The sequence below is a fragment of the Thermus aquaticus genome (genome assembly GCF_001280255.1).
GTDB lineage: Bacteria > Deinococcota > Deinococci > Deinococcales > Thermaceae > Thermus > Thermus aquaticus.
On record NZ_LHCI01000106.1, the window covers coordinates 1,260,541 to 1,284,508 of the forward strand.

General features: G+C 67.6%; 24 protein-coding genes and 1 pseudogene. 14 read left to right on the forward strand and 11 right to left on the reverse strand.

From position 1 onward, the window contains the following. Positions 1-2: 2 nt before the first annotated feature. Together BVI061214_RS07845 and malQ are read left to right on the forward strand one after the other, a co-directional pair. Positions 3-875 carry a 3-hydroxyacyl-CoA dehydrogenase family protein gene (locus tag BVI061214_RS07845; protein WP_053767918.1) on the forward strand — a complete coding sequence of 291 codons (873 nt, stop codon included), beginning with the start codon at positions 3-5 and terminating at the stop codon, positions 873-875. 27 nt (positions 876-902) lie between these two features. After that, positions 903-2,429: pseudogene (gene malQ / locus BVI061214_RS07850) on the forward strand (4-alpha-glucanotransferase); the annotation flags it as partial. A gap of 43 nt (positions 2,430-2,472) precedes the next feature. Here the strand turns inward: malQ and sucD are convergent. Genes sucD through BVI061214_RS07875 form a run of 5 tightly spaced genes read right to left on the reverse strand, consistent with a single transcriptional unit; the run spans position 2,473 to position 9,006 of the window. After that, positions 2,473-3,339 (reverse strand): succinate--CoA ligase subunit alpha, encoded by an 867-nt coding sequence (sucD, locus tag BVI061214_RS07855; RefSeq protein WP_053767920.1) that lies wholly within the window; start codon positions 3,337-3,339, stop codon positions 2,473-2,475. Then, positions 3,336-4,472: an ADP-forming succinate--CoA ligase subunit beta gene (gene sucC, locus BVI061214_RS07860; protein WP_053767921.1), complete on the reverse strand. Its 1,137-nt coding sequence runs from the start codon at positions 4,470-4,472 to the stop codon at positions 3,336-3,338. Before sucC ends, sucD begins: the two co-directional genes overlap by 4 nt. 50 nt (positions 4,473-4,522) lie before the next feature. After that, positions 4,523-5,527: a PIN/TRAM domain-containing protein gene (locus BVI061214_RS07865; protein WP_053767922.1), complete on the reverse strand. Its 1,005-nt coding sequence runs from the start codon at positions 5,525-5,527 to the stop codon at positions 4,523-4,525. Further along, complete coding sequence (radA, locus tag BVI061214_RS07870) at positions 5,524-6,795, reverse strand: DNA repair protein RadA (RefSeq protein ID WP_053767923.1); 1,272 nt, start codon at positions 6,793-6,795, stop codon at positions 5,524-5,526. Before radA ends, BVI061214_RS07865 begins: the two co-directional genes overlap by 4 nt. Positions 6,796-6,801: 6 nt before the next feature. Next, on the reverse strand, positions 6,802-9,006 hold the full coding sequence (locus BVI061214_RS07875) for an ATP-dependent Clp protease ATP-binding subunit (RefSeq protein ID WP_053768621.1): 2,205 nt from the start codon (positions 9,004-9,006) through the stop codon (positions 6,802-6,804). A 117-nt stretch (positions 9,007-9,123) separates the two neighbouring features. Here BVI061214_RS07875 and BVI061214_RS07880 point away from each other — a divergent pair, with 117 nt between their 5' ends. The 3 genes from BVI061214_RS07880 (at position 9,124) to BVI061214_RS07890 (ending at position 12,054) form a co-directional block, all read left to right on the forward strand. Then, complete coding sequence (locus tag BVI061214_RS07880; protein WP_053767924.1) at positions 9,124-10,644, forward strand: glycine--tRNA ligase; 1,521 nt, start codon at positions 9,124-9,126, stop codon at positions 10,642-10,644. Positions 10,645-10,813: 169 nt separating this feature from the next. Then, the gene (locus BVI061214_RS07885; protein ID WP_003047916.1) at positions 10,814-11,062 is read left to right on the forward strand and encodes a hypothetical protein; all 249 of its coding nucleotides are present in this window, start codon (positions 10,814-10,816) and stop codon (positions 11,060-11,062) included. Beyond that, positions 11,059-12,054 carry an aspartate-semialdehyde dehydrogenase gene (locus BVI061214_RS07890; RefSeq protein ID WP_053767925.1) on the forward strand — a complete coding sequence of 332 codons (996 nt, stop codon included), beginning with the start codon at positions 11,059-11,061 and terminating at the stop codon, positions 12,052-12,054. The genes BVI061214_RS07885 and BVI061214_RS07890 overlap by 4 nt, the downstream gene beginning before the upstream one ends. Here BVI061214_RS07890 and BVI061214_RS07895 read toward each other — a convergent pair. After that, the gene (locus tag BVI061214_RS07895; RefSeq protein ID WP_053767926.1) at positions 12,041-12,748 is read right to left on the reverse strand and encodes a TlyA family RNA methyltransferase; all 708 of its coding nucleotides are present in this window, start codon (positions 12,746-12,748) and stop codon (positions 12,041-12,043) included. The two genes, BVI061214_RS07890 and BVI061214_RS07895, sit on opposite strands and share 14 nt — an antisense overlap. A gap of 17 nt (positions 12,749-12,765) precedes the next feature. Here BVI061214_RS07895 and BVI061214_RS07900 point away from each other — a divergent pair, with 17 nt between their 5' ends. Together BVI061214_RS07900 and BVI061214_RS07905 are read left to right on the forward strand one after the other, a co-directional pair. Beyond that, positions 12,766-13,077 (forward strand): DUF3234 domain-containing protein, encoded by a 312-nt coding sequence (locus tag BVI061214_RS07900; protein WP_053767927.1) that lies wholly within the window; start codon positions 12,766-12,768, stop codon positions 13,075-13,077. Next, entirely contained in the window at positions 13,070-13,498 is a 429-nt protein-coding gene (locus BVI061214_RS07905) for a hypothetical protein (protein WP_053767928.1), read from the forward strand. Before BVI061214_RS07900 ends, BVI061214_RS07905 begins: the two co-directional genes overlap by 8 nt. A 44-nt stretch (positions 13,499-13,542) precedes the next feature. On the opposite strand, the gene BVI061214_RS07910 is transcribed toward BVI061214_RS07905, so the two are convergent. Then, positions 13,543-15,192, reverse strand: a complete 1,650-nt coding sequence (locus BVI061214_RS07910; RefSeq protein ID WP_053767929.1) for a glutamine--tRNA ligase/YqeY domain fusion protein — start codon at positions 15,190-15,192, stop codon at positions 13,543-13,545. A gap of 82 nt (positions 15,193-15,274) precedes the next feature. Beyond that, the gene (locus BVI061214_RS07915) at positions 15,275-16,036 is read right to left on the reverse strand and encodes an enoyl-CoA hydratase/isomerase family protein (protein ID WP_053767930.1); all 762 of its coding nucleotides are present in this window, start codon (positions 16,034-16,036) and stop codon (positions 15,275-15,277) included. A gap of 89 nt (positions 16,037-16,125) precedes the next feature. Here BVI061214_RS07915 and infC point away from each other — a divergent pair, with 89 nt between their 5' ends. From infC to mqnB, 6 genes are all read left to right on the forward strand, one after another. Further along, positions 16,126-16,641, forward strand: a complete 516-nt coding sequence (gene infC / locus BVI061214_RS07920) for a translation initiation factor IF-3 (RefSeq protein WP_081453663.1) — start codon at positions 16,126-16,128, stop codon at positions 16,639-16,641. Positions 16,642-16,729: 88 nt separating this feature from the next. Continuing rightward, the gene (rpmI, locus tag BVI061214_RS07925) at positions 16,730-16,924 is read left to right on the forward strand and encodes a 50S ribosomal protein L35 (protein WP_003047894.1); all 195 of its coding nucleotides are present in this window, start codon (positions 16,730-16,732) and stop codon (positions 16,922-16,924) included. 11 nt (positions 16,925-16,935) lie between these two features. Continuing rightward, on the forward strand, positions 16,936-17,292 hold the full coding sequence (gene rplT, locus BVI061214_RS07930) for a 50S ribosomal protein L20 (RefSeq protein WP_053767931.1): 357 nt from the start codon (positions 16,936-16,938) through the stop codon (positions 17,290-17,292). Positions 17,293-17,336: 44 nt separating this feature from the next. Next, positions 17,337-17,807, forward strand: a complete 471-nt coding sequence (locus tag BVI061214_RS07935) for a COG2426 family protein (RefSeq protein ID WP_003047888.1) — start codon at positions 17,337-17,339, stop codon at positions 17,805-17,807. Further along, positions 17,804-19,462, forward strand: coding sequence for a glycerol-3-phosphate acyltransferase (locus BVI061214_RS07940; RefSeq protein ID WP_053767932.1), 1,659 nt, complete (start codon positions 17,804-17,806; stop codon positions 19,460-19,462). Before BVI061214_RS07935 ends, BVI061214_RS07940 begins: the two co-directional genes overlap by 4 nt. Next, positions 19,462-20,127: a futalosine hydrolase gene (gene mqnB, locus BVI061214_RS07945; RefSeq protein ID WP_053767933.1), complete on the forward strand. Its 666-nt coding sequence runs from the start codon at positions 19,462-19,464 to the stop codon at positions 20,125-20,127. Before BVI061214_RS07940 ends, mqnB begins: the two co-directional genes overlap by 1 nt. Here the strand turns inward: mqnB and BVI061214_RS07950 are convergent. From BVI061214_RS07950 to BVI061214_RS07960, 3 genes are all read right to left on the reverse strand, one after another. Beyond that, on the reverse strand, positions 20,112-20,726 hold the full coding sequence (locus tag BVI061214_RS07950; RefSeq protein ID WP_053767934.1) for a superoxide dismutase: 615 nt from the start codon (positions 20,724-20,726) through the stop codon (positions 20,112-20,114). The genes mqnB and BVI061214_RS07950 overlap by 16 nt on opposite strands. Positions 20,727-20,815: 89 nt before the next feature. Further along, on the reverse strand, positions 20,816-22,216 hold the full coding sequence (gene fumC / locus BVI061214_RS07955; RefSeq protein WP_053767935.1) for a class II fumarate hydratase: 1,401 nt from the start codon (positions 22,214-22,216) through the stop codon (positions 20,816-20,818). A 116-nt stretch (positions 22,217-22,332) separates the two neighbouring features. Next, positions 22,333-22,803: a TerC family protein gene (locus BVI061214_RS07960; protein WP_053768622.1), complete on the reverse strand. Its 471-nt coding sequence runs from the start codon at positions 22,801-22,803 to the stop codon at positions 22,333-22,335. A 36-nt stretch (positions 22,804-22,839) separates the two neighbouring features. Between BVI061214_RS07960 and BVI061214_RS07965 the strand changes: the two genes are divergently transcribed. Further along, positions 22,840-23,811, forward strand: coding sequence for a YpdA family putative bacillithiol disulfide reductase (locus tag BVI061214_RS07965; RefSeq protein WP_053767936.1), 972 nt, complete (start codon positions 22,840-22,842; stop codon positions 23,809-23,811). Positions 23,812-23,968 lie beyond the last annotated feature (157 nt).

Sequence of the window (23,968 nt, forward strand, 5' to 3'; positions counted from 1 at the left end):
CTATGGAGGTCAAGACCATCGGCGTGGTGGGCGCGGGGCAGATGGGTTCTGGCATCGCCCAGGTGGCGGCCCAGGCGGGCTACGAGGTGGTGCTCCTGGACGTCTCCCAGGAGGCCCTGGAGCGGGGCCTAGGGGCCATCCGGCGCTCCTTGGCCAAGTTTCTGGAGAAAGGGCGCATCACGGAGGAGGCCCTCGAGGCCGCTTTGGGGCGGATCCGCACCACCTTGGACCTGGAGGCCCTGGGAGAGGCCGACCTGATCGTGGAGGCCATCGTGGAGGACGAGGGGGCCAAGCGGGCCCTCTTGGAGAGGCTTGGGGCCCTGGCCAAGCCCGAGGCCATCCTGGCCTCCAACACCAGCTCCATCCCCATCACCGCTTTGGGGCGGTACTCGGGGCGGCCCGAGCGCTTCATCGGAATGCACTTCTTCAACCCCGTGCCCCTGATGGGGCTGGTGGAGGTGATCCGGGGAGAGCTCACCTCGGCGGCCACCCGGGACGTGGTGGTGGAGGTGGCCAGGCGGATGGGGAAGACCCCCCTCGAGGTCCAGGACTACCCGGGCTTCGTGTCCAACCGCCTCCTCATGCCCATGATCAACGAGGCCGTGGAGGCCCTGAGGGAGGGGGTGGCCACCAAGGAGGCCATAGATGGCATCATGCGCCTGGGGATGAATCACCCCATGGGGCCTCTGGAGCTCGCCGACTTCATCGGCCTGGACACCTGCTTGGCCATCATGGAGGTCCTCCACCGGGGCTTCGGCGACGACAAGTACCGGCCCTCCCCCCTGCTTCGCCGCATGGTCCAGGCGGGGCTGTTGGGGCGCAAAGTGGGCCGGGGGTTTTACGTGTACGACGAGAAGGGGAACAGGGTAGGGTAGGGGGGCGGGTGTCCCTGGAAGCTTTTCCAGCCCCAGGGTATACTTTGGGGCATGGAGCTTCCTAGGGCCTTTGGCCTCCTCCTCCATCCCACGAGCCTCCCCGGGCCTTACGGCGTGGGCGTCCTGGGCCTCGAGGCCCGGGACTTCCTCCGCTTCCTAAAAGGGGCCGGGGGGCGCTTCTGGCAGGTCCTCCCCCTGGGCCCCACGGGCTACGGGGACTCCCCCTACCAGGCCCTCAGCGCCTTCGCCGGCAACCCCTACCTCATAGACCTGAGGCCGTTGGCGGAGAAGGGCTACCTGGTCCTAAAGGACCCCGGCTTCCCCCAGGGGCGGGTGGACTACGGCTGGCTCTACGCCTGGAAATGGCCCGCCCTTAAGGCCGCCTACCAGGGTTTTCTGGAAAAGGCTCCCAGGAAGGAACGGGAGGACTTCCTCGCCTTCCAGGAGAAGGAGGCCTCCTGGCTCAAGGACTACGCCCTCTTCATGGCCCTCAAGGCCCAGCACGGGGGGCTTCCCTGGAACCGGTGGCCCCTTCCCCTGAGGCGGCGGGAGGAGAAGGCCATGAAGGAGGCGGAAGCGGCCCTGGCGGAGGAGGTGGCCTTCCACGCCTGGACCCAGTGGCTCTTCTTTGAGGCCTGGAAGGCCCTCAAGGAGGAGGCCGAGGCCCTGGGGATCCAGATCATCGGGGACATGCCCATCTTCGTGGCCGAGGACTCGGCCGAGGTCTGGGCCCACCCCGAGTGGTTCCACCTGGACGAGGAGGGAAGGCCCCTGGTGGTGGCGGGGGTGCCCCCCGACTACTTCTCGGAGACCGGCCAGCGCTGGGGCAACCCCCTCTACCGCTGGGACGTCCTGGAGAGAGAGGGGTTCTCCTTTTGGATAGCCCGGCTCGCCAAGGCCCTGGAGCTATTCCACCTGGTGCGCGTGGACCACTTCCGGGGCTTTGAGGCCTACTGGGAGATCCCGGCCTCCTGCCCCACGGCGGTGGAGGGGCGCTGGGTGAAGGCTCCGGGGGAGAAGCTCTTTGACCGCATCCAGGAGGTTTTCGGCCAGGTGCCCATCCTGGCCGAGGACCTGGGGGTCATCACCCCCGAGGTGGAGGCCCTGCGGGACCGCTACGGGCTTCCGGGGATGAAGGTCCTGCAGTTCGCCTTTGACGACGGCATGGAAAACCCCTTCCTCCCCCACAACTACCCCGCCCATGGCCGGGTGGTGGTTTACACCGGCACCCACGACAACGACACCACCCTGGGCTGGTACCGCACGGCCTCCCCCCACGAGCGGGCCTTCCTGGAGCGGTACCTGGCGGACTGGGGGATCAGCTTCCGCCAGGAGGAAGAGGTGCCCTGGGCCCTCATGGGCCTTTGCATGAAGTCCGTGGCCAGGCTGGCCATTTACCCCGTGCAGGACGTTCTGGCCCTGGGCTCCGAAGCCCGCATGAACTACCCGGGGCGCCCTTCGGGCAACTGGGCCTGGCGGCTCCTTCCGGGGCAGCTCACCCAGGAGCACGCCGCCCGTCTCCTGGCCATGGCGGAGGCCACGGGGAGGACGTAAGTGCCCCGGCGTGGCCTTCGCCACGCCGGGGTCTTAAAGGGCTTTAGCTCAAGGCCTTCTTCACCAGCTCCACGATCTCGTCAATGGTGTCGGCCACGGGGATGCCGGCCTCGGCGAAGGCCTTCAGCTTGGACTCCGGGGTGCCCACGTTGCCCATGATGATGGCCCCGGCGTGGCCCATGCGCTTCCCCTTGGGGGCAGAGCGGCCCCCGATGAAGCCCACCACCGGCTTCTTCATGTGGGCCTTCACCCAGGCCGCGGCCTCCTCCTCGTCCGAGCCCCCGATCTCGCCGATCAGGACCACGGCCTCGGTCTCGGGGTCGTCGTTGAAGAGGGGGAGGAGGTCCTTGAAGGTGGTGCCGATCACCGGGTCCCCGCCGATGCCCACGGTGGTGGTGGTGCCGAGGCCGGCCTGGGAGAGGGCGGCGGCCGCCTCGTAGGTGAGGGTCCCCGAGCGGCTGATGAGGCCCACCCTGCCCCTTTTGAAGACGTGGCCCGGCATGATGCCCAGCTTGGTCTCCTCGGCGCTGATGATCCCGGGGCAGTTCCCCCCGATGAGGCGCACCCCCAGGGTCCGGATCTCCTCCACCGCCTTCACCATGTCCAGGGTGGGGATGCCCTCGGTGATGAGGACGATGAGGGGAATGCCGGCGTGGGCCGCCTCCAAAGCGGCGTCGGCTGCGCCGGGGGCGGGCACGAAGATGACCGAGGCGTCAATGGCGTGGTTCTTCACGGCCTCCTTCACCGTGTCGTAGACGGGGACGCCCAAGACCTCGGTCCCCCCCTTGCCCGGGGTTACCCCGGCCACGATCTTGGTGCCGTAGGCCAGCATCTGCTGGGTGTGGAACTGCCCCTCCCGGCCGGTGATGCCCTGGACCAGGACGCGGGTTTCCCTATTGACCAGGATCACGCCGCACCTCCCACCATGGCCACGATGGCCTTGGCCGCCTCTATGGACGTGGGGTACATGTAGATGGGCTTCCCTTCCAGAAGCTTCTTGGCCTCCTCCTCGGCGGTGCCCGCCACCCTCATGACCACCGGCTTGGTGAGGAGGCCCTCCTCGAGGGCCCGGATGACCCCCTTGGCCACCTCGTCCGCCCGGGTGATGCCGCCGAAGATGTTGATGAAGACGCCCTTGACGTCGGGGTCCTTGAGGACCAGCTTGAGGGCGTTGTAGACCACGTCCGCCTTGGCCCCGCCCCCGATGTCCAGGAAGTTGGCGGGCCTGCCCCCCACCCGGTTCACCAGGTCCAAGGTGTACATCACAAGCCCCGCCCCGTTGCCGATGACGCCGATGTTGCCGTCAAGCTTCACGTAGGCGAAGCCGTAGTTGCTAGCCTCCACCTCCAGGGGGTGCTCGGCCTCCACCTCCCTGAGCTCGGCCAGATCGGGGTGGCGGAAGAGGGCGTTGTCGTCCAGGACGATCTTGGCGTCGGCGGCCACGATGGCGCCCTCGGTGGTGACCACTAAGGGGTTGATCTCGGCGATGGAGGCGTCCACCCCCTCGTAGGCCCGGTAGAGGGCCACCAGCACCTGGGCCAGCTTGTTGAGGTTGCCCTCGAGGCCCGCCCGCCGGACCATCTCCCGGGCCTCAAAGGGCCTCAGGCCCTTGTGAGGGTCAATCCAGAACTTGTGGATGGCCTCGGGGCGCTGTGCGGCCACCTCCTCAATGTCCACGCCCCCCTCCTTGGAGAGCATGAGGACCACCCGCTTCTTTGAGCGGTCCAGGATGAGGCCGGCGTAATACTCCTTGGCGATGTCCACCGCCTCGGCCACCAGGACCTTCTTGACGGTGAGGCCCTTGATGTTCATGCCCAGGATGGCCTGGGCCTTCTCGTAGGCCTCGGCTGGGGTGTCGGCCAGCTTCACGCCCCCGGCCTTGCCTCTCCCTCCCACGTGGACCTGGGCCTTGATGACCACCCGCTTGCCGAACTCCTCGGCGATCCTCTTGGCCTCCTCGGGGGTGTAGGCCACCCTGCCGGGTGGCACCGGCACCCCGTAGCGGGCGAGGATCTCCTTGGCTTGATACTCGTGCAGGTTCAAGCTCCACCTCCCGGCCTTAGAAGGCCAGGGGCATTATACCTTCTGGGCGCTTAGCTTTGGCCGGCGGGACGGGCGAAGAAGAGGCGGCCCACCTGGGTCTGGATGGCCTGGGTGATGACCACCTCTATTTCCTGGCCCTTGTAGCGGATCCCCTCGTCCACCACCACCATGGAGCCGTCCTCCAGGTAGCCCACCCCCTGGTGGGGCTCCTTCCCCTCCTTAAAGATGAGGAGCTTGAGGGTGTCCCCCACCTGGAGCTGGGGCCTCAGGGCCTGGGCCAGGGCCTGGACGGAGAGGGCCTTCACCCCGTAGATGCGGGCCATCTGCAGGAGGGCCAGGTCGTTGGTGACCAGGGCCGCCCCTAGGTCCCGGGCCAGGAAGAGGAGCTTCTCGTCCACGCTTTCCCCTTTGGGGGCTTCCTCCACCATCTCTAGCGGGAGGAGCTCCTTGAGCTTTTCCAGGGCCTCGAGGCCCCGCCGCCCCTTGGCCCGCCTCAGGGGGTCAGGGCTGTCGGCGAAGTGCTGGAGCTCCTTTAAGACGAAGTGGGGCACGTAGAGGGGGCCTTCCAGAAAACCCGTGGCCGCCACCTCGGGGAGCCGGCCGTCCACCAGGACGCTGGTGTCCAGGACCTTTCCCCCCTCTTCCCTCTCCCTCCTCTTGGCGGGCGGGCGCAGGTAGTCCTTGTACCCCAGGGCCAAGTAGGCGAAGAGGCCCACCAGGACCACGGCCAGAAAGAGGCTGTGGTAGGGGGAGAAGCCGGGGACCTGGGAGAGGAGGGTGGTGAGGAGGGTGGCGAGGAGGAGGCCCAAGGTGGCCCCCAGGGTAAGGGCCACCGGGATCTCCGGCGGTAGCTCCTTGAGCTTCCTGAGCCGCTTTTCCAGTAAGATCTCCAGTCTGGGGGCCAGGAGGACCCCGGTCAGGAGCCCCGCCAAGGTTAGATAGAGCCGGTTCAGGGAGAGAAGGCCCAGGGCCTTGGGCAGGATGGCCAGGCCCTCGAGGGCCACCGCCAGCTGGTAGCCCAAAAGGGCGAACAGGAGGTAAAAGAGGAGCCTCATCCCAGATAGGCCTCCACCGCCTGGGCCAGGCCCCGGGTGTTGCCGGGGTGCAGAAAGCGCCCGAACCCGGCCCGCTCGCCTTCCTTCAGCCTTCTTTCCAGGCTCACCACGCTCCGGACCTCGCCGAGAAGGCCCACCTCACCCACCACCGCCAGGTCCTGGGGGAGGGGGCGGCCCACCACCGCAGAATACACCGCCAGGGCCACGGCCAGGTCCAGCCCCGGGTCCAGGACCCTTAGCCCCCCCGCCAGGTTCACGTAGACGTCCAGGTTGGCGAGGGGAAGGCCGAGCCGCCTCTCCAGGACCGCCAGGACCATGTCCACCCGCCTCCCGTCCAGTCCCTGGACCACCCGGCGGGGGGCGGGGAAGGGCGTCTTGGCGGCCAGGGCCTGGACCTCGAGGGCCAGGGCCCTCTCCCCGGCCAGGGCCAGGGCGACGGCGCTCCCCGGCACCCCCAGGGGCCTTTCCTGGAGAAAGGCCTCCGAGGGGTTTCCCACCTCCAGAAGCCCCTCCTCCTCCATACGGAAGACCCCGAGCTCCCCCACCGGGCCGAAGCGGTTCTTGGCGCTCCTTAGGACCCGGTAGACCCCGGCGGTCTCCAGGTAAAGGGTGGCGTCCACGGCGTGCTCCACGCTCTTGGGGCCCGCCACCACCCCCTCCTTGGTCACGTGGCCCACCAGGACCACCGCCGTCCCGCTCTCCTTGGCGAAGCGCACCAGGGCCGAGGTGGCCTCCCGCACCGCCACCAGGCTTCCCGGGCTCCCGTTGGCCTCAATGGTCTGGATGGAGTCCACAAAGAGGGCCTCGGGGGGCTCCCGCTCCAGGAGGGCCAGAAGGGGCTCCAGGCGGGTCTCCCGCACCAGCAGAAGCTCCTCCCCCCCAAGCCGCCTCGCCCGGAGCTTGATCTGGGCGGGGGACTCCTCCCCCGCCACGTAGTAGACCCGCCTGGGCATGCGCCGGGCCATCTCCAGAAGCAGGGTGCTCTTGCCCACCCCCGGCTCCCCGCCCAGAAGAACCACCTCCCCGGGCACAAACCCCCCGCCCAGGACCCGGTCCACTTCGGAGAGCCCCGAGGAGAAGCGCCTCTCCTCCGCCTCGTCTACCTGGGAAAGGGGCAGGAGTTCGGGGATCCTCGGGCTGGGGCTCGCCCTGGGCGGCTCCTGGACCGATTCCTTGAAGCTTCCCCAGGCCCCACACCCAGGGCAGCGCCCCAGAGGCTTGGGGGTGCGGTAGCCGCACTCCACGCAGACGTAGCTGGCCTTGGCCATGAAGCCCTAGACCAGGAACTCCTCCACCTCGTGGAAGGCCAGGCCCCCGTCCTCCACGGTCACGTAAAGGCGGCCCGTGGGCTTCTTCAGGAGGGCCAGGGAGAGGGGGTCTTCTATGCGCTCCCGGATGACCCCACGGATGGCCCGGGCGCTCCCCGTCTTGGGGGCCTGGTCCACCACGAAGCGGGCCACCTCGGGGGCGAAGGTGACCTCTACGTCCCGGGCCTTGAGCTCCTTCTGGATCTCCTCCAGCATGAGCTCGGCCACCCGCACCAGCTCCTCCTCGGTGAGGGGACGGAAGCGGATGACCTCGTCCAGGCGGTCCAGGAACTCGGGGGTGAAGAGGGCCTTCAAGGGGGACTCGGTGTCCACCTCCCTGGAGGTGAAACCGATGGCCGGGCCCACGTTGTAGCCGGTGTTGGAGGTCATGATGAGGATGACCCGGCGGAAGTCCACGGTCCGCCCCATGCCGTCGGTCAGGCGGCCCTCGTCCAGGACCTGGAGGAAGGTGTTGTAGATGTCGGGGTGGGCCTTCTCAATCTCGTCCAGGAGGACCACGCTGAAGGGCTGGCGGCGGACGGCCTCGGTGAGGCGGCCCCCCTGCTCGTAGCCCACGTAGCCGGGAGGGGCCCCGATCAGCTTGGAGATGGAGTGGGGCTCCTGGAACTCGGACATGTCAAAGCGGATGAGGGCCCGCTCCGAGCCGAAGAGGACCTCGGCCAAGGCCTTGGCCAGCTGGGTCTTGCCCACGCCGCTTTGGCCCACGAAGAGGAAGCTGGCCGCCACCCTGGTCCTCCCCCCAAGGCCCACCCGGGCCCGGCGAAGGGCGTTGGCCAGGGCCTTGATGGCCTCCTCCTGGCCCACCACCCGCTTTCTGAGCTCCTCCTCCAGGTGCATGAGCTTCTCGTCGTCCTTGTCGTCCACGTAGACCCCGCCCCAGGAGTCCACCACGGCCTCAATGTCCTCCCGGGTGACCACCGGGGTGCCGTCCTCCTCCTCGGCCACGGGGAGGCCCAGGGAGGCGTTGAGGCGGACCCGGCTGGCGGCCTCGTCAATGAGGTCAATGGCTTTGTCGGGGAAGTTGCGCCCCGGGAGGGAACGGATGCCGATCTTGACGGAAAGCTCCAGGATCTCGTCGGGGATGATGACCCCGTGGTGGGCCTCGTAGCGGGGCCGGAGGCCTTTTAGGATCTCCAGGGTCTCCTCTGGGGAGGGCTCCAGGACGATGACGGGCTGGAAGCGCCGTTCCAGGGCGGCGTCTTTCTCTATGTAGCGGTGGTACTCCCCGGTGGTGGTGGCCCCGATGACCTGGATCTCGCCCCGGGCCAGGGCGGGCTTGAGGATGTTGGCGGCGTCCAGGGTGCCCTCGGCCCCCCCGGCGCCGATCAGGGTGTGGAGCTCGTCAATGAAGGCGATGACCTTGGCGTTTTTGAGCTCCTCAATGATCTGGCGCAGGCGCTCCTCAAACTCGCCCCGGTACTTGGTGCCCGCCACCACCCCGGCCAGGTCAATGGCCACCACCCGGGCCCCCTTGAGGATGGGGGGGACCCGGCCCTCCACGATGGCCTGGGCCAGCCCTTCCACGATGGCGGTCTTGCCCACCCCGGGGTCCCCGATGAGCACCGGGTTGTTCTTGGTGCGGCGGGCCAGGATCTGGATCACCCGGTTGATCTCCTCCTGGCGGCCGATCACCGGGTCCAGCTTCCCTTCCCGGGCCTCCTTGGTGAGGTCGCGGCCGTACTCGTCCAGGAAAGGCGTGTTCACGGGCTTTTCCCGCTCGCGGTTATCCGCCATGGCCAGGATGCGCCAGCGGATGGCGTCCACGTCCTTGGCGAAGTGGGAGAGGATGCGGTAGGCGATCCCGTCCCCTTCGCGGATGATGCCCAGGAGGATGTGCTCGGTGCCGATCACCTGGGCCCCCATGTTGCGGGCCTCGGCGCTGGCCAACTCCATGACCCGCCTCGCCCTGGGCGTGATGGCGGGGGGTTCCCCGGTGCGGCTCCCCTCGCCGCGGCCCACCAGCTCCTCCACCATGCGGCGCATGGCCTCGAGGCTCGCCCCGTACTCCTGGAGGATGCGGGCCGCCGTGCCCCCCTCGCGCATCAGGCCCAGGAGGAGGTGCTCCGGGCCGATCATGGAGTGGCCTAAGCGGCTCCCCTCCTCCCTCGCGTAGTGGAAGACCAGCCTGGCGCGATCGTCGTACCTGTTCATGCTCCCCTCTACCCACATTCTAGCGTAAGGCCGGCCTGGGGAAGCGTTTGCACCTTCGCTCACCTTGGCCTTAAGATGCCAGCTATCGGGCCCTTGGGCCCTTTGGGAGGAGATGGCATGCCGGCCAGCACCCTGGACGAACTGGTGGCCCTTTGCAAAAGGCGGGGCTTCATCTTTCAAAGCGCGGAGATTTACGGCGGCCTGCAGGGCGTCTACGACTACGGGCCTTTGGGGGTGGAGCTCAAGAACAACCTGAAGCAGGCCTGGTGGCGCAGAAACGTCTACGAGCGGGACGACATGGAGGGGCTGGACGCCAGCGTCCTCACCCACCGCCTGGTCCTCCACTACTCCGGGCACGAGGCCACCTTCGCCGACCCCATGGTGGACAACCGCATCACCAAGAAGCGCTACCGCCTGGATCACCTCCTCAAAGAGCAGCCCGAGGAGGTCTTAAGACGCCTCTTTCGGGCCATGGAGGTGGAGGAGGGGAACCTCCACGCCCTGGTCCAGGCCATGATGACCTTCCCCGAGCGGGCCGGGGGGGCCATGACGGCGGCCATGGTGGTGGACCCGGCCACCGGGGAGCCAGGGGACTGGACCCCGCCCCGGTACTTCAACATGATGTTCAAGACCTACGTGGGGCCGGTGGAGGACGAGGCGGGCCTGGCCTACCTGCGTCCCGAGACCGCCCAGGGGATCTTCATCAACTTCAAAAACGTCCTGGACACCACCAGCCGCAAGCTCCCCTTCGGCATCGCCCAGATCGGCAAGGCCTTCCGCAACGAGATCACCCCCAGGAACTTCATCTTCCGGGTGCGGGAGTTTGAGCAGATGGAGATTGAGTACTTCGTGCGCCCGGGGGAGGACGAGCGCTGGCACCGCTACTGGGTGGAGGAACGCCTCAAGTGGTGGCAGGAGATGGGCTTGAGCCGGGAGAACCTGGTGGCCTACCAGCAACCCCCCGAGGAGCTGGCCCACTACGCCAAGGCCACCGTGGACCTCCTCTACCGCTTCCCCCACGGCCTGGAGGAGCTGGAGGGCATCGCCAACCGCACCGACTTTGACCTGGGGAGCCACACCAAGGACCAGGAGGAGCTTGGCATCACCGCCAGGGTCCTCAAGAACGAGCACGCCACCCAGCGCCTGGCCTACCGGGATCCCGAGACGGGCAGGTGGTTCGTGCCCTACGTCATTGAGCCCTCCGCCGGGGTGGACCGGGGGGTCTTGGCCCTCCTCGCCGAGGCCTTCACCCGGGAGGAGCTTCCCAGTGGGGAAGAGCGCATCGTCCTGAAGCTCAAGCCCCAGCTCGCCCCCATCAAGGTGGCGGTGATCCCCCTGGTGAAGAACCGCCCCGAGATCACCGAGTACGCCAAAAGGCTTAAGGCCAGGCTGCAGGCCCTGGGCCTCGGGCGGGTGCTCTACGAGGACACGGGCAACATTGGCAAGGCCTACCGCCGCCATGACGAGGTGGGCACCCCCTTTGCCGTCACCGTGGACTACGACACCCTGGGCCAGGGCAAGGACGGCACCAGCAAGCTCAAGGACACGGTCACGGTGCGGGACCGGGACACCATGGAGCAGATCCGCCTCCACGTGGACGAGCTGGAGGGGTTTTTGAAGGAGAAGCTTCGGTGGTAGACTAGGGGTAGCTTTGCGGGAGCGCCTTGGGCAAAAACAAGCACCTTCGCAAGCGCTTGGCGGGTCTAGAGCACCAGATTCTCCGGCATCATCAGAAGATCCAGGCGGAGCTGGAGAAGGCCAGTCCGGACTGGGGGCTGATCGGGAAGTGGGAAAAGGAGATTCGGGCATGGGAAGGGGAGCGAAGGCGGATCCTGCGCAGGTTGAGGGGCTGGTAGGCCTGCCCGAGCCCATCTGGCAGGAGCTCTTTGAGGAGGTGGACCACCTTAAGATGGTGTACCAAAAGCTGAAGGAGGCCTCTCCGGAGGAGCGAAGCGCCTTAGAGGAGGAGGCCCTTCGCAGCCTCACCCACCTTTGGGCCCACACCCGGGTCATGTGGGAGGAGCTTGCGCTTTCGGACGTGGAGGAGGAGGCATGAGGGTGGCGGTGGTGGGGGCCACGGGGGCCGTGGGGCGGGAGATCCTCAAGGTCCTCGAGGCCCGGGACTTCCCCCTCTCCGAGCTCCGGCTCTACGCCTCCCCCCGCTCCGCTGGGGCGCGCCTCCCCTTCCGTGGGGAGGAGATCCCCGTGGAGCCCCTTCCCGAGGGGCCTCTGCCCGTGGACCTGGTCCTGGCCAGCGCCGGGGGGGCCCTCTCCAAAGCCCTGGCCCCCGTCTGGGTCCAGGGCGGGGCCCTGGTCATAGACAACTCCAGCGCCTTCCGCTACGAGCCCTGGGTGCCTTTGGTGGTCCCCGAGGTCAATCGGGAAAAGATCTTCACCCACCAGGGCATCATCGCCAACCCCAACTGCACCACGGCCATCCTGGCCATGGCCCTCTGGCCCCTCCACCGGGCCTTCCGGGCCAGGCGGGTGGTCGTGGCCACCTACCAGGCGGCCTCGGGGGCGGGGGCCAAGGGCATGGAGGAGCTCCTCAGCGAAACCCACCGCTTCCTGCACGGGGAGACCCCCAGGGCCGAGGTCTTCGCCCACCCCCTGCCCTTCAACGTCATCCCCCACATTGACGCCTTCCAGGAAAACGGCTACACCCGCGAGGAGATGAAGGTGGTGTGGGAGACCCACAAGATCTTTGGCGATGACTCCATAAAGATCAGCGCCACGGCGGTCCGGGTCCCCACCCTTCGCGCCCACGCCGAGGCGGCCAGCGTGGAGTTCGCTGAGCCCGTCACCCCCGAGGCCGCCCGGGAGGTTCTGAGGGGCGCCCCGGGCGTGGAGCTGGTGGACGAGCCCGAGAAGCGGCGCTACCCCATGCCCCTCACCGCGAGCGGCAAGTGGGACGTGGAGGTGGGCCGGATCCGGAAGAGCCTGGCCTTTGAGAACGGCCTGGACTTCTTCGTGGTGGGGGACCAGCTCCTGAAGGGGGCCGCCCTCAACGCCGTCCAGATCGCCGAGGAGTGGCTCAAGGGGCCCTGAGCCAGAGCCAGTACTCCAGGTTCCCCTCCTTGCCCGGGAGGGGGCTTTCCTTCTCCCCCAAGACCCTGAAGCCCAGGGCCTCCGCCCGTTCCCTGACCCGCCTCAGGGCCTCCCGCCTTAAAGCCTCCTCCCGCACCACCCCTTGGTGGGCCCCGGGCCAGAGCTCGTACTGGGGCTTGACCAGGACCAGGGCCTCGCCCCCCTCCCTCAGAAGCTCCAGCGCCTTGGGGAGGACCTGGGTGGCGGAGATGAAGGCCAGGTCCATGAGGATAAGGTCCACGGGCTCCGGGAGGCTCACGGCGCGGGCGTCCACGCCCTCGAGGACCACCACCCTGGGGTCCTGGCGGAGGCTTGGGTGGAGCTGGCCCCTGCCCACGTCCACGGCGTAGACCCGGCTGGCCCCCCTTTCCAGAAGGACCTGGGTGAAGCCCCCGGTGCTGGCCCCCAGGTCGGCGGCCACCTTCCCCGCTACGGCTATGGGGAAGGCCTCGAGGGCCCCGAGGAGCTTGTAGGCCCCCCGGCCCACGTAGCGCTCCTCCTCTAGAAGCTCCACGGCGGCGCCTTCGGGCACGGGGTGGGCGGGCTTGGTGACCACCCTTCCCCCCACCCGCACCTTCCCCTCGGCGATGAGGCGCTTGGCCTTTTCCCGACTCTCCACCAGGCCCTTTTCCACCAGGTACCGGTCCAGGCGCACGAGGGTATTATGGACCGGTGGAGCCGGAGCTTTCCGGTACCTGGTACGTCCTGGAGGGGGAGCCCGGGGAGCACCTGGTGGTGGAGGCCCTGGGGCGGAGGCTTTCCGGGGTGTGGACCACGAGGGCCGGGGCCGAGCGCTTCCTGGCCTTCCACCCGGAGCTTGGGATGCGGGTGAGTCCCTTGGAGAGCCGGGCCCTCAAGGAGGCCTTCCTCAGGGCCCTGGGTATGCTGAAGGTGGAGGCGGTTCTGGTGGACTACCAGCCTGGGGCACACCAGGCCCGCCTGGCGCAGGTGGAAGACCTTTTGCGGGAGGTGCGGCGTGCGTAGGTTCTTGGTTCTGGCCCTTGTGCTGCTCGGTGTGGCCCTGGCCCAGCGGGCCGAGGTGAGCTTGGGTAGCCCCTTTGGCCTCCAGGGGGGCCTTCGCTTTCCCCTAGTGCCCCTTCTCTTAGACGGGCGGGTCTACAGTGGGGTGGGCCTCGAGGTCCTGGGGGGAGGGGTGGACCTCCTCTTCAAGGTCCCCCTCACCGACCTCTACCTGGGCTTGGGGGGCTTCTACGGCACGGGGAGGGCCCTCTCCCTGCCCCAGGACGGGGCGGGGCAGGGGGGCTTGCGGGGGGTCTTGGGCACCTGGCTCAACCTACCCCTGCCCCTCGTGGGGGCCTACTTGGAGCTTCACCCCATTTACTACCTGACCCCCAACCAGAGCTTCGGCCTGGGGGCGGCTTTGGGGGTGAGCCTGGGGCTTTGAGGCCACCCCACGCTGGCTTGGCCCCAAAAAGTACCCCAGGAGGCTTAGCCCGCCTTGAAGCCCTCCTTGAGGGGGACGATGCGGTTTAGGACCAGGGCTTCGGGCCTGGAGTCCACGGGGTCCTGCCAGAAGTAGCCCAGGCGTTCCAGCTGGTAGCGGGTCTCCCGGGGGTCTTTGGCCACGCTGGGCTCAATGAAGCCCCGGCGGACCTCGAGGGCCTTGGGGTTCAGGTTCTTGAGAAAGTCCCCGCCCTCCTCGGGGTCGGCCGTCAGGAAGAGGCGGCCGTAGAGGCGGAACTCCACCGGCAGGGCGTGGGCCGCCGAGACCCAGTGGATCACCCCCTTGGGCTTAACCCCGTCCTCGGGGTTGGCCCCCAGGGTCCCGGGGACCACCCGGGCCTTGAGGCGCCGTACCTCCCCGCCTTCCTCCACCACGTCCTCCAGCTCTATGACGTAGGCGTGCCGGAGGCGCACCCTCTGCCCCGGGGCGAAGCGTTTCCAACCTTTGGGGGGGTTCAGGCTGAAGTCCGAGCGCTCTATATAGATTCTTCCCGAGAAGGGGAGAGGGCGGCTCCCCTCCTTGGGGATGTCCCGGGGCCAGTAGGGGGCCTCTATCCACTCCTCCCCCTGGTAGTTGGTGAGGACCACTTCCAAGGGGTCTATGACCCCCAAGACCCTGGGGGCCACGGGGTTCAGGTCGTCCCGGACCACCTCCTCAAAGAGGTCCATGGGGATCAGGGCCTCGTTGCGGGAGATGCCCGTCCTGCGCACGAACTCTATGATGGCCTCGGGCCTCACCCCCCGCCGCCTCAGGGCCCTCAGGGTGGGGAGGCGGGGGTCGTCCCAGCCGGAGACGTACCCTCCCTCCACCAGCTTGATGAGCTTCCTCTTGGAGAGGACGGTGTGGCTTAAGTCCAGGCGGGCGAACTCGTACTGGTGGGGCCTGGGGGAGAGGGGAAAGCCGCACTTGCCCTTCACGTTTTCAATGACCCAGTCGTAGATCGCCCGGTTGTTCTCAAACTCCAGGGTGCAGAGGGAGTGGGTGATGCCCTCTATGAAGTCCTCCAAGGGGTGGGCGTAGTCGTAGAGGGGGTAGACCACCCACCGGTCCCCCGCGTGGTAATGGGGGGCGTGGACGATGCGGTAGAGGACCGGGTCCCTCAGCTTGAAGTTGGGGTGGGCGGGGTCAATCTTGGCCCTGAGGACCCGGCTTCCCGTGGGGAACTCTCCCCGGGCCATCCTCTGGAAGAGGTCCAGGTTCTCCTCCACGCTCCTTTCCCGGTAGGGGCTCGGCTTCCCCTCGGCCCTCAGGGCGCTCATCTCCTCCTCGGAGAGGTCGTCCACGTAGGCCTTCCCCTCCTGGATGAGGAGGAGGGCGCATTCGTACATCCTCTCAAAGTAGTCCGAGGCGTAAAAGATCCCGTCCGGCTCAAAGCCCAGCCAGCGCACGTCCTCCAGGATGGCCCTGGCGTACTCCTCCTTCTCGGTCTCGGGGTTGGTGTCGTCCATGCGCAGGTAGCACTTCCCACCGTAGTCCCGGGCCAGGCCGAAGTTGAGGACGATGCTCCGGGCGTGGCCGATGTGGAGGTAGCCGTTGGGCTCGGGAGGGAAGCGGGTCTTGATGCGCTCGTACTTACCCTCCCGTAGGTCTTTTTCCACGATCTCGGTGATGAAGTTCGGGGGGACGAGGCCCATAAGGCAAGTTTACCCAAGTGCCCGCGCTTTGCTTTCGCAACGTGGGGTGCCCAAGCCGGGGCTAGGGGTTTTTCTGGGGCGCTCAGAAGCGGGGCTTGCGCTTCTCAAAGAAGGCCCGGATGCCCTCCTTCAGGTCCCCGGTCTCCCGCACCCAGGCGTTGGCCAGGGCCGCCAGGCGGAAGCCCTCCTCGAGGCCCATCCCCGGCAGGGCGGCCAGGAGCTCCTTGGTGAGGCGCAAGGAGGTGGGGGCGTTCTCCGCAACTTCTTCCGCCAGGGCCTGGGCCACTTTGAGGGCCTCCCCCTTGGGGGCGGTGCGGTTCACGAGTCCCAGGGCCTTGGCCTCTTCCGCTCCCACGAGCCTTCCCGTGAGGAGGAGGTCCTTGGCCACCTTCTCCCCCACGGCCCGGGTGAGGAGGACGGAGACCAAGGCGGCCACGAAGCCGATCCTGACCTCGGTGAAGCCCATCCTCGCCTCCTCTTCCATGACCACCAGGTCGCAGGCCAGGGCGAGCCCCGCCCCTCCGGCCACCGCCGGGCCGTTCACCGCCGCCACCGTGGGCTTGGGATAGGTGTAGAGGCGGCGGAAGAGGGCCATGAGGGAAAGGGAGTGGCGGTAGTTCTCCTCGGCCCCCATCTCCGTGACCCTTTCCAAAAAGGCCAGGTCGGCCCCGGCGCTGAAGGCCTGGCCCCTTCCCGTCAGGACCAGAGCCCGCACCCCCTGGTCGGCTTCCAGCTCCTCCAGGGCCGCGAGAAGGCCTTCCACCATCTTGGGCGAGAGGGGGTTTCGCCTCTCTGGGTCGTTCAGGAATAGCGTGGCCACGCGGCCTTTTTCCACCTGGACCATGCCCCCATTGTAGACGAGGGGCCTTTCCTGCTACACTCCCCTTAGCCCGCGAACCTGAGTAAAGCTTTGCGGGCTAGGAGGTGATGTAGATAAAGGAGTATCTGACCAACGAGCGCATCCGTGCCAAACAGGTGAGGGTGATCGGTGCCGACGGCCAGCAGCTGGGCATCATGGACACCCAGGAGGCTTTGCGCCTGGCCCGGGAGCAGGACCTGGACCTGGTCCTGGTGGGCCCCACCGCCGAACCACCGGTGGCCCGCATCATGAACTACTCCAAGTGGCGCTACGAGCAGCAGGTGGCGGAGAAGGAGGCCCGCAAAAAGGCCAAGCGCACCGAGGTCAAGTCCATCAAGTTCCGGGTCAAGATTGACGACCACGACTATCAGACCAAGCTGAACCATATCAAGCGCTTCCTGGAGGAGGGCCACAAGGTCAAGGTCACCATCATGTTCCGGGGGCGGGAGATGAGCTACCCCGAGCTGGGCCAGCGGCTTCTGGAGCGGGTGGCCAAGGACCTCGAGGGCCTGGCCGTGGTGGAGATGAAGCCCGAGCTTTTGGGCCGGGACATGAACATGCTCCTGGCCCCGGCCAAGGTGTCGGCCTAGACCTCCTTAGCGGTCTTTGCTATAGTGGGAAGGCTTTGGGGAGCACCCAAGTCCCCCGCCTGGGGGCGCTTCCCAGAGGAGGAGAAGCATGGGCAAGATGAAGACCCACAAGGGCGCCAAGAAGCGGGTGAAGGTCACCGCTTCGGGCAAGGTGGTGGCCATGAAGACGGGCAAACGGCACCTGAACTGGCACAAGTCGGGGAAGACCATCCGCCAGAAGGGGCGGAAGTTCACCCTGGCCAAGCCGGAGGCGGAGCGCATCAAGCGCCTCCTGCCCTACTGAGGAGGTAGAGGATGCCGCGCGCCAAGACCGGCGTCGTCCGTCGCCGCAGGCACAAGAAGATCCTCAAGCTGGCCAAGGGGTACTGGGGCCTCCGCTCCAAGAGCTTCCGCAAGGCCCGGGAGACCCTCTTTGCCGCCGGGAACTACGCCTACCGGGACCGCAAGGCCAGGAAGCGGGAGTTCCGCAAGCTCTGGATCGTGCGCATCAACGCCGCCTGCCGCCAGCACGGCCTCAACTACTCCAGCTTCATGAACGGGCTCAAGAAGGCGGGGATTGAGCTGGACCGCAAGGTCCTGGCCGACCTGGCGGTGCGGGAGCCCCAGGCCTTCGCCGAGCTGGTGGAGAAGGCCAAAGCGGCCCGGGCCTGAGGCCAGGGGGCCTGGCGCCGGGCTAGGGTCCCGGCGCCTTCTTTATGAAGATGACGCCCGAGCTTTATGTTCTTCTGGTAGCGGCTTTGCCGGTGGTGGAGCTAAGGGGGGCCATCCCCCTGGGGGTGGTCTTGGGGCTTCCCCCCTGGGAAAGCTTCCTTCTTGCCCTTTTGGGGAACCTGCTGGTGGCCCCGGTGGCCCTTTTCCTTCTGCCCTGGGCCGTGGAGGCGGCCACCCGGGTGCCCGTCCTCCGCCGGGCCTGGGAGGCCCTCGAGGCCCGGGTCCGCCTGAAGGGCGAGGAGCAGGTCCAGCGCCTGGGGGCCTTGGGCCTCTTCCTCTTCGTGGCCGTGCCCCTTCCCGGCACCGGGGCCTGGAGCGGGAGCGTGCTGGCCGTGGTCCTGGGCCTCAAAAGGCGGTACGCCCTTCTCGCCATCTCCCTAGGCGTGGTGGCAGCGGGGCTTCTGACCCTTCTCCTCACGGGCGGGGCCGTGGCCGGGCTAAACTACCTGCGATGACCGCCCTTCTCCTCCTTCTCGCCTACCTGGTGGGGGCTTTGCCCCTGGGCCACCTTTTGGCCCAGAGGCGGGGCGTGGACCTGCGCACGGCGAGCCCCTACACCCTGGGCCTGGAAAGCGCCCTGAAGCGCCTAGGCCTTTGGACGCTCCTCCTTTCCTTCCTTCTAGACTTCCTCAAGGGCTACCTGCCCCTCCTCCTGGGGCGGGCCTTGGGCCTGGGGCTTGGGGAACTCTTGGCCCTGGGGGTGGCCGCCTATCTGGGCCACCTCTACCCCGTCTTCTTCCGGGACCCCTGGCCTTTACGGGCCAAGGGGGCGGGGGTGCTTTTGGGGGTGCTGGCGGCCCTTCCCCTGCCGCCCGCCTGGGGGATGGTCCCCGTGGCCCTGGCCCTTACCCTCTACGCCCTCACGGGCTACGCCTCCCTGGCGGCCTTGGCCCTGCCCCTGGGGCTTTTTCTGGTCCTGCTGGGGGGCTACGCCCCCAGGGAAAAGCTTCTCGGCCTCCTCCTTTTCCTCCTGGCCCTATGGCGCTACAAGGAGAACCTGGGGCGCATCCTGGAGGGCACCGAGCCCAAGCTGGGGGACCCTCTGCCGCTCCCTTCGGAAAGGCAGGTGGTCTGCGCTTTCCTCATCCACCCCCTCACCGTGGAGGACTTCTGGCAAAGCCCCCGCTTCCGCTGGATGAGGCCCCTGGTGCGTCTCCGCCTCCTCAAGCAGGCCTGGATGGAACGCCTGGCGGAGCTTTTCCGCCCCATGAAGGTGGGGGAGGTGCGGGGGGTGAGGACGGCCGACGGCCGGGAGGTCCTGTGCCACCTCATCTCCGCGCCTCTTTTGCCCCACCAGATCAAGGCCAAGCCCGATTTGGCGGTCAAGCGGGCCATCCAGGGGGCGAGGCTCGCCAAGGAGCTGGGGGCCACGGTGGTGGGCCTGGGGGCCTTCTGGAGCGTGGTGGGGGAGAAGGGCCTCAGGGTCCAGGAGGCCGTGCCCGGGATAGAGGTGACCAACGGCGGGGCCTACACCGCCGGCACGGTAAAGGCGGCCATTCCCCAGATCCTGGCCCACTTCGCCCAAAGCGGCAAGGACCTGAAGCGCACTACGGCGGCCGTGGTGGGGGCGAACGGGGTGGTGGCCTTCGGCATCGCCCGCCAGATCGCCCCCTATGTGGGGAAGCTGATCCTGGTGGGCCGGGACCCCGAGAGGCTTTCCCGGGCGGCGGAGAGCCTCAGGAGGAACTTGGAGCGGAAGGGGGAGGCCCCGGAGATTGCGGTCACCACCGACATAGGGGTCATCCGGGAGGCGGACCTGGTCTTCACCGCCACCAGCGACCCCAACCCCGTCATCTACCCCGAGCACGTGAAGCCCGGGGCCTGGATCTACGACGAGGGCGTCCCCCCGGACGTCCATGAAAGCGTGCGGGAGGTACCGGGGGTAAGGGTGATCCCCGGGGGGGTGGTGCGGCTTCCCGGCCAGGCCCGGGCCACCCTGGACCTTCACTTCGGGGCCCCGGACCAGGTGCCCGCCTGCCTGGCGGAGACCATGATCCTGGCGGCGGAAGGGGCCTTTGAGCGCAAGAGCCTGGGGGGCGAGGTCAAGGGGGAGAACATTCAGTTCTTCGTGGAGCGGGCCGAGGCCCTGGGCTTCAAGGTGGTGGAGTAGTGTGGCTCCTCCTTTCCCCGACCCGCCTCGAGGCCCCCTTCCTCCGGGGGGAGCCCTTCGCCTTCCTGGCCTGGAAGGGCCTGAAGGGTGAGGGCTTCGTCTACCTGGAGACCGGCGTGGGCAAGGTCAACGCCGCCATGGCCCTCGCCGCCTACGCCGCGAGCCACCCGGTGGAGAGGGCCCTTCTCTTCGGCATCGCCGGGGCCTACCCGGGCTCGGGGCTGGCCTTGGGCCAGGCGGTCCTCATCAAGGAGGAGGTGGAGGCGGACCTGGGCCTAAGGGAGGGCCTTAAGCCCCTGGGCTTTCCCGCTCTAAGGAAGGGGGGAGCGCGCTACTACAACCGCTTTCCCCTGGACCCCGGCCTCACCGCCTCCTTGAAAGAGGGCCTGGGCCTTGGGCTGGCCACCGGCCTCACCCGGGACCTGGTCTCGGAGAGCCTCGAGGAGGCCCAGGCCCTGGCCCAAAGATGGGGGGCAGAGGTGGAGAGCATGGAGGGGGCGGCCTTCGCCCGGGCCTGCCTGGCCCTGGGGGTCCGGGGGGCGGAGCTCAGGGCCATCTCCAACCCCGCCGGGGTGCGGGACAGGGGGGCTTGGCGGCTAAAGGAAGCGCTGACGGCCCTGGAAAGAGCCGTCAGCGGCGTTCTCCGCCTTCAGGCGCCCTTGTAGATCTCCTCGGCCACGTCCCAGTTCAGGACGTTCCAGATGGCCTGCAGGTAGTCGGCCCGGCGGTTCTGGTACTTCAGGTAGTAGGCGTGCTCCCAGACGTCAATGCCCACGATGGGGGCGAAGCCCTCCATCACTGGGTTGTCCTGGTTGGCGGTGGAGATCACGTGGAGCTTGCCGAAGGGGTCCTTGACCAGCCAGGCCCACCCGGAGCCGAAGCGCCCCATGGCCGCCTGGGTGAGCTTCTCCTTTAGGGCGGCGAAGCCGCCAAACTGCTCGTCAATGGCCTTCTTCAGCTCCCCCACGGGCTCCTTGGCCCCGCCCGGGGTGAGGAGGCGCCAGAAGAGGCTGTGGTTCAGGTGCCCGCCCCCGTTGTTGCGCACGGCGGCCTGGATGTCGGCGGGGAGGGCGGTGAGGTGCCGGAGGAGGGTTTCCACCTCGGCGCCTTGGAGGTAGGGGTACTTCTCCAGGGCGGCGTTCAGGTTGGTGACGTAGGCGCCGTGGTGCTTCTGGTGGTGGATCTCCATGGTCCTGGCGTCAATGTGGGGCTCGAGGGCCTCGTAGGGGTAGCCTAGCTCGGGTAGCTTGAACGGGTACGGCATAACACACCTCCGCCTTCCACTATAAGGGGCCAGGCCCCTCAGGGCGTGGCCGTTCTCACGTTCCTTGCCATGGCCAGGCCCTCGAGGGGCTAAGCGTTTTCGTGGGGCTTGGCCAGGCGCATGGGCACCACGATCCGGTCAAACTCCTCCTCGGTGAGGTAACCCAGCTCCAGGGCCGCCTGCTTCAGGGACTTCTTCTCCTTGATGGCCTTCTTGACGATCTCCGCCGCCTTGTCGTAGCCGATGGCCTTGTTGAGGGCGGTGGCCAGCATGGGGTTCTTGTTGAGGTGCTCCTCTATGCGCTCCAGGTTGGGCTCAATCCCCTGGGCCAGGTGCTGGTCAAAGGAGGCCACGGCGTCGCCCAGAAGCTTGATGGACTCCAAGGCGGCGTCCACCATGACCGGCTTGTAGACGTTGAGCTGGAAGTTGCCCTGGCTCCCGGCGAAGGCCACGGCCTGGTCGTTGCCAAAGACCCGCACCACCACCATGGTCAGGGCCTCCACCTGGGTGGGGTTCACCTTGCCCGGCATGATGGAGCTCCCGGGCTCGTTGGCAGGGATGAAGATCTCGCCGATACCCCCGTAGGGCCCCGAGGCCAGCCAGCGGATGTCGTTGCCGATCTTCATCAGGGCCCCGGCCAGGGTCCTTAGAGCCCCCATGACGTGGACCAGCTCGTCGTGGGCGGCCAGGGCGGCGAAGCGGTTTTCCGCCACCCGGAAGGGGAGGCCGGTCTCCTCCGCCAGATACCGGGCCACCAGCTCCCCGAAGCGGGGGTGGGCGTTGAGGCCCGTGCCCACGGCGGTGCCGCCGATGGCCAGGTTGTAGAGGCCCTTTTCCGCCTCCTTGACCATGGCCAGGGTGTTCCTAAGCTGGGCGGCCCAGCTCCCCACCTCCTGGCCCAGGGTGATGGGGACGGCGTCCATGAGGTGGGTGCGGCCCACCTTGACGATGCCGTCAAAGGCCCTGGCTTTTTCCTCAAAGGTGGCGATGAGGCCCTCCACCGCCGGGTAAAGGTGCTGGTGAAGAGCCAAGGCGGTGGCCACGTACATGGCGGTGGGGAAGGTGTCGTTGGAGCTCTGGCCCCGGTTCACGTGGTCATTGGGGTGGACGTACTTGCTCCCCAGGGGCTTGCCCAGGATCTCCGAGGCCCGGTTGGCGATGACCTCGTTGACGTTCATGTTGGTCTGGGTTCCGGACCCGGTCTGGAAGACCACCAGGGGGAAGTGGTCGTCCAGCTTCCCGGCGATGACCTCCTCGGCCGCCTGGATGATGGCCCTGGCGATCTCCTCGGGTAGCTCCCCCAGCTCCAGGTTGGCTCTGGCGGCGGCCTTCTTCAGCATCCCGTAGGCCCGGATGATCTCCAGCGGCATCCGGAAGCGCCAGGCCCCGATCCGGAAGTGCTCCAGAGAGCGTTGGGTCTGGGCCCCCCAGTAGCGGTCCGCCGGAACCTTGACCTCTCCCATGGTGTCCCGCTCAACCCGGTATTCCATACGCCACCTCCAAGCGCGATTTTATACCCTTGCCTCCCCTTTCCTTCGGCCCACCATGCCCTGGTAACTTCTTTTGCCGGGGCCCCCATGCTGGCGCAAGCCAGCATGGGGTGGCCTTACGCCTCCTCGTAGGGGTCGTGGAGCTTGACGGGCCTTCCCCTAAGCCCCGCCCTCAGGTCCAGCCACTCCACGAAGACGGCGAAGCCCATGGCGAAGTAGACGTACCCCTTGGGGATGTGGACCCCCGTGCCCTCGGCCACCAGGGTGAAGCCGATGAGGAGGAGGAAGCTTAGGGCCAGCATCTTCACCGTGGGGTGGCGGTTCACAAAGGCGGAGATGCCCTTGGAAGCGAGGAGCATCACCGCCACCGAGGCCAGGATGGCCGCCACCATCACCGGCACATAGGGGGTGAGGCCCACGGAGGTGATCACCGAGTCAATGGAGAAGACGATGTCCAGGAGGAGGACCTGGGGGAGCTTGGAGGCCAGGATGCAGATGAAGATCACGTTGTCCACGCCCAGGACCACCTCGAGGACCGTCAGGGTCAAAAAGGCCAGCCAGATCTCGGGGTTGGTGAGCCAAGCCACGGGCAAGAGTCTACCCGTTCCCGTAGACTTTTCCCCATGGTGGACGTCCTGGTGGTGGGGGCGGGGCCGGTGGGGCTCGCCGCGGCCTTGTGGGCCAAGCGCCTGGGGCTTTCCCACCTGGTTTTGGAGAAGGGCACCGTGGCCCACACCATCTACCGCTTCCCCCGGGACATGGTCTTCTTCTCCGAGGCCAAGAACATTGAGATCGGCGGCCACCCCCTGGTCGCCCACGGCCCCAAGCCCACCCGGAAGGAGGCCCTCCTCTACTACCAGAAGGTGGCTGAGCGGGAGGGGCTTCAGGTGAAGACCTACACCGAGGCCCTGGCGGTGGAGGGGAGGGAGGGGGCCTTCAGGGTGCGGGCCAGGGATCTCCTCAAGGAGGAGGAAGAGGTTCACGCCGCCCGGTACGTGGTGGTGGCCACCGGCTACTTTGACCGCCCAAACCGCCTGGGGGTCCCCGGGGAGGAGCTTCCCCACGTCCGCCACCGCTACGAGGAGGCGGCCCCCTTCTTCGGGAAGAAGGTGGCCGTGGTGGGGGGAAGCAACTCCGCCGTGGAGGCGGCCCTGGACCTCTACCGAGGTGGGGCCCGGGTGACCCTGGTCCACCGGGGCCCCTGGGTGCGGCCCGGCGTCAAGTACTGGCTTCTGCCGGACTTCCAAAACCGGGTCAAGGAGGGGAGCATCCGGGCGGTCATGGAGGCCCGGGTGGAGGCCATCACCCGGGAGGGGCTATGGCTCACCCGCCCGGAGGGGAGGGTCTTCTTGGAGGCCGACTTCGTCCTGGTCCTGGTGGGCTATCGGGCCGAGGACCGCCTCCTCAGGGAGGCCCGGGTGGCCTACCAGGGGGAAAAGCCCCTCCTCAGCCCGGAAGGGGAGACCTCCCTCCCCGGCCTCTTCGCCATCGGCTCCTGCGCCTACGGGCCCGATACCCGCTCGGTCTTCATTGAAAACGGCCGGGAGGAGGCGGAAAGGGCCCTGAAGGCCATCGCCCAAAGGCTTGCCCCTTGACACGCCCCAAGGGGGCGGCTACCATTAGGGCCAAGATGCGCTCTGTCCTCGCCCTATCCCTAGCCCTGGTCCTAATCGTAGGGCCAGCGGGGGGTGGGGCGTAGCGTCCTTAGGCGCATCCTTAAACCCCCCGGAGAACCCGGGGGGTTTCGCTTTA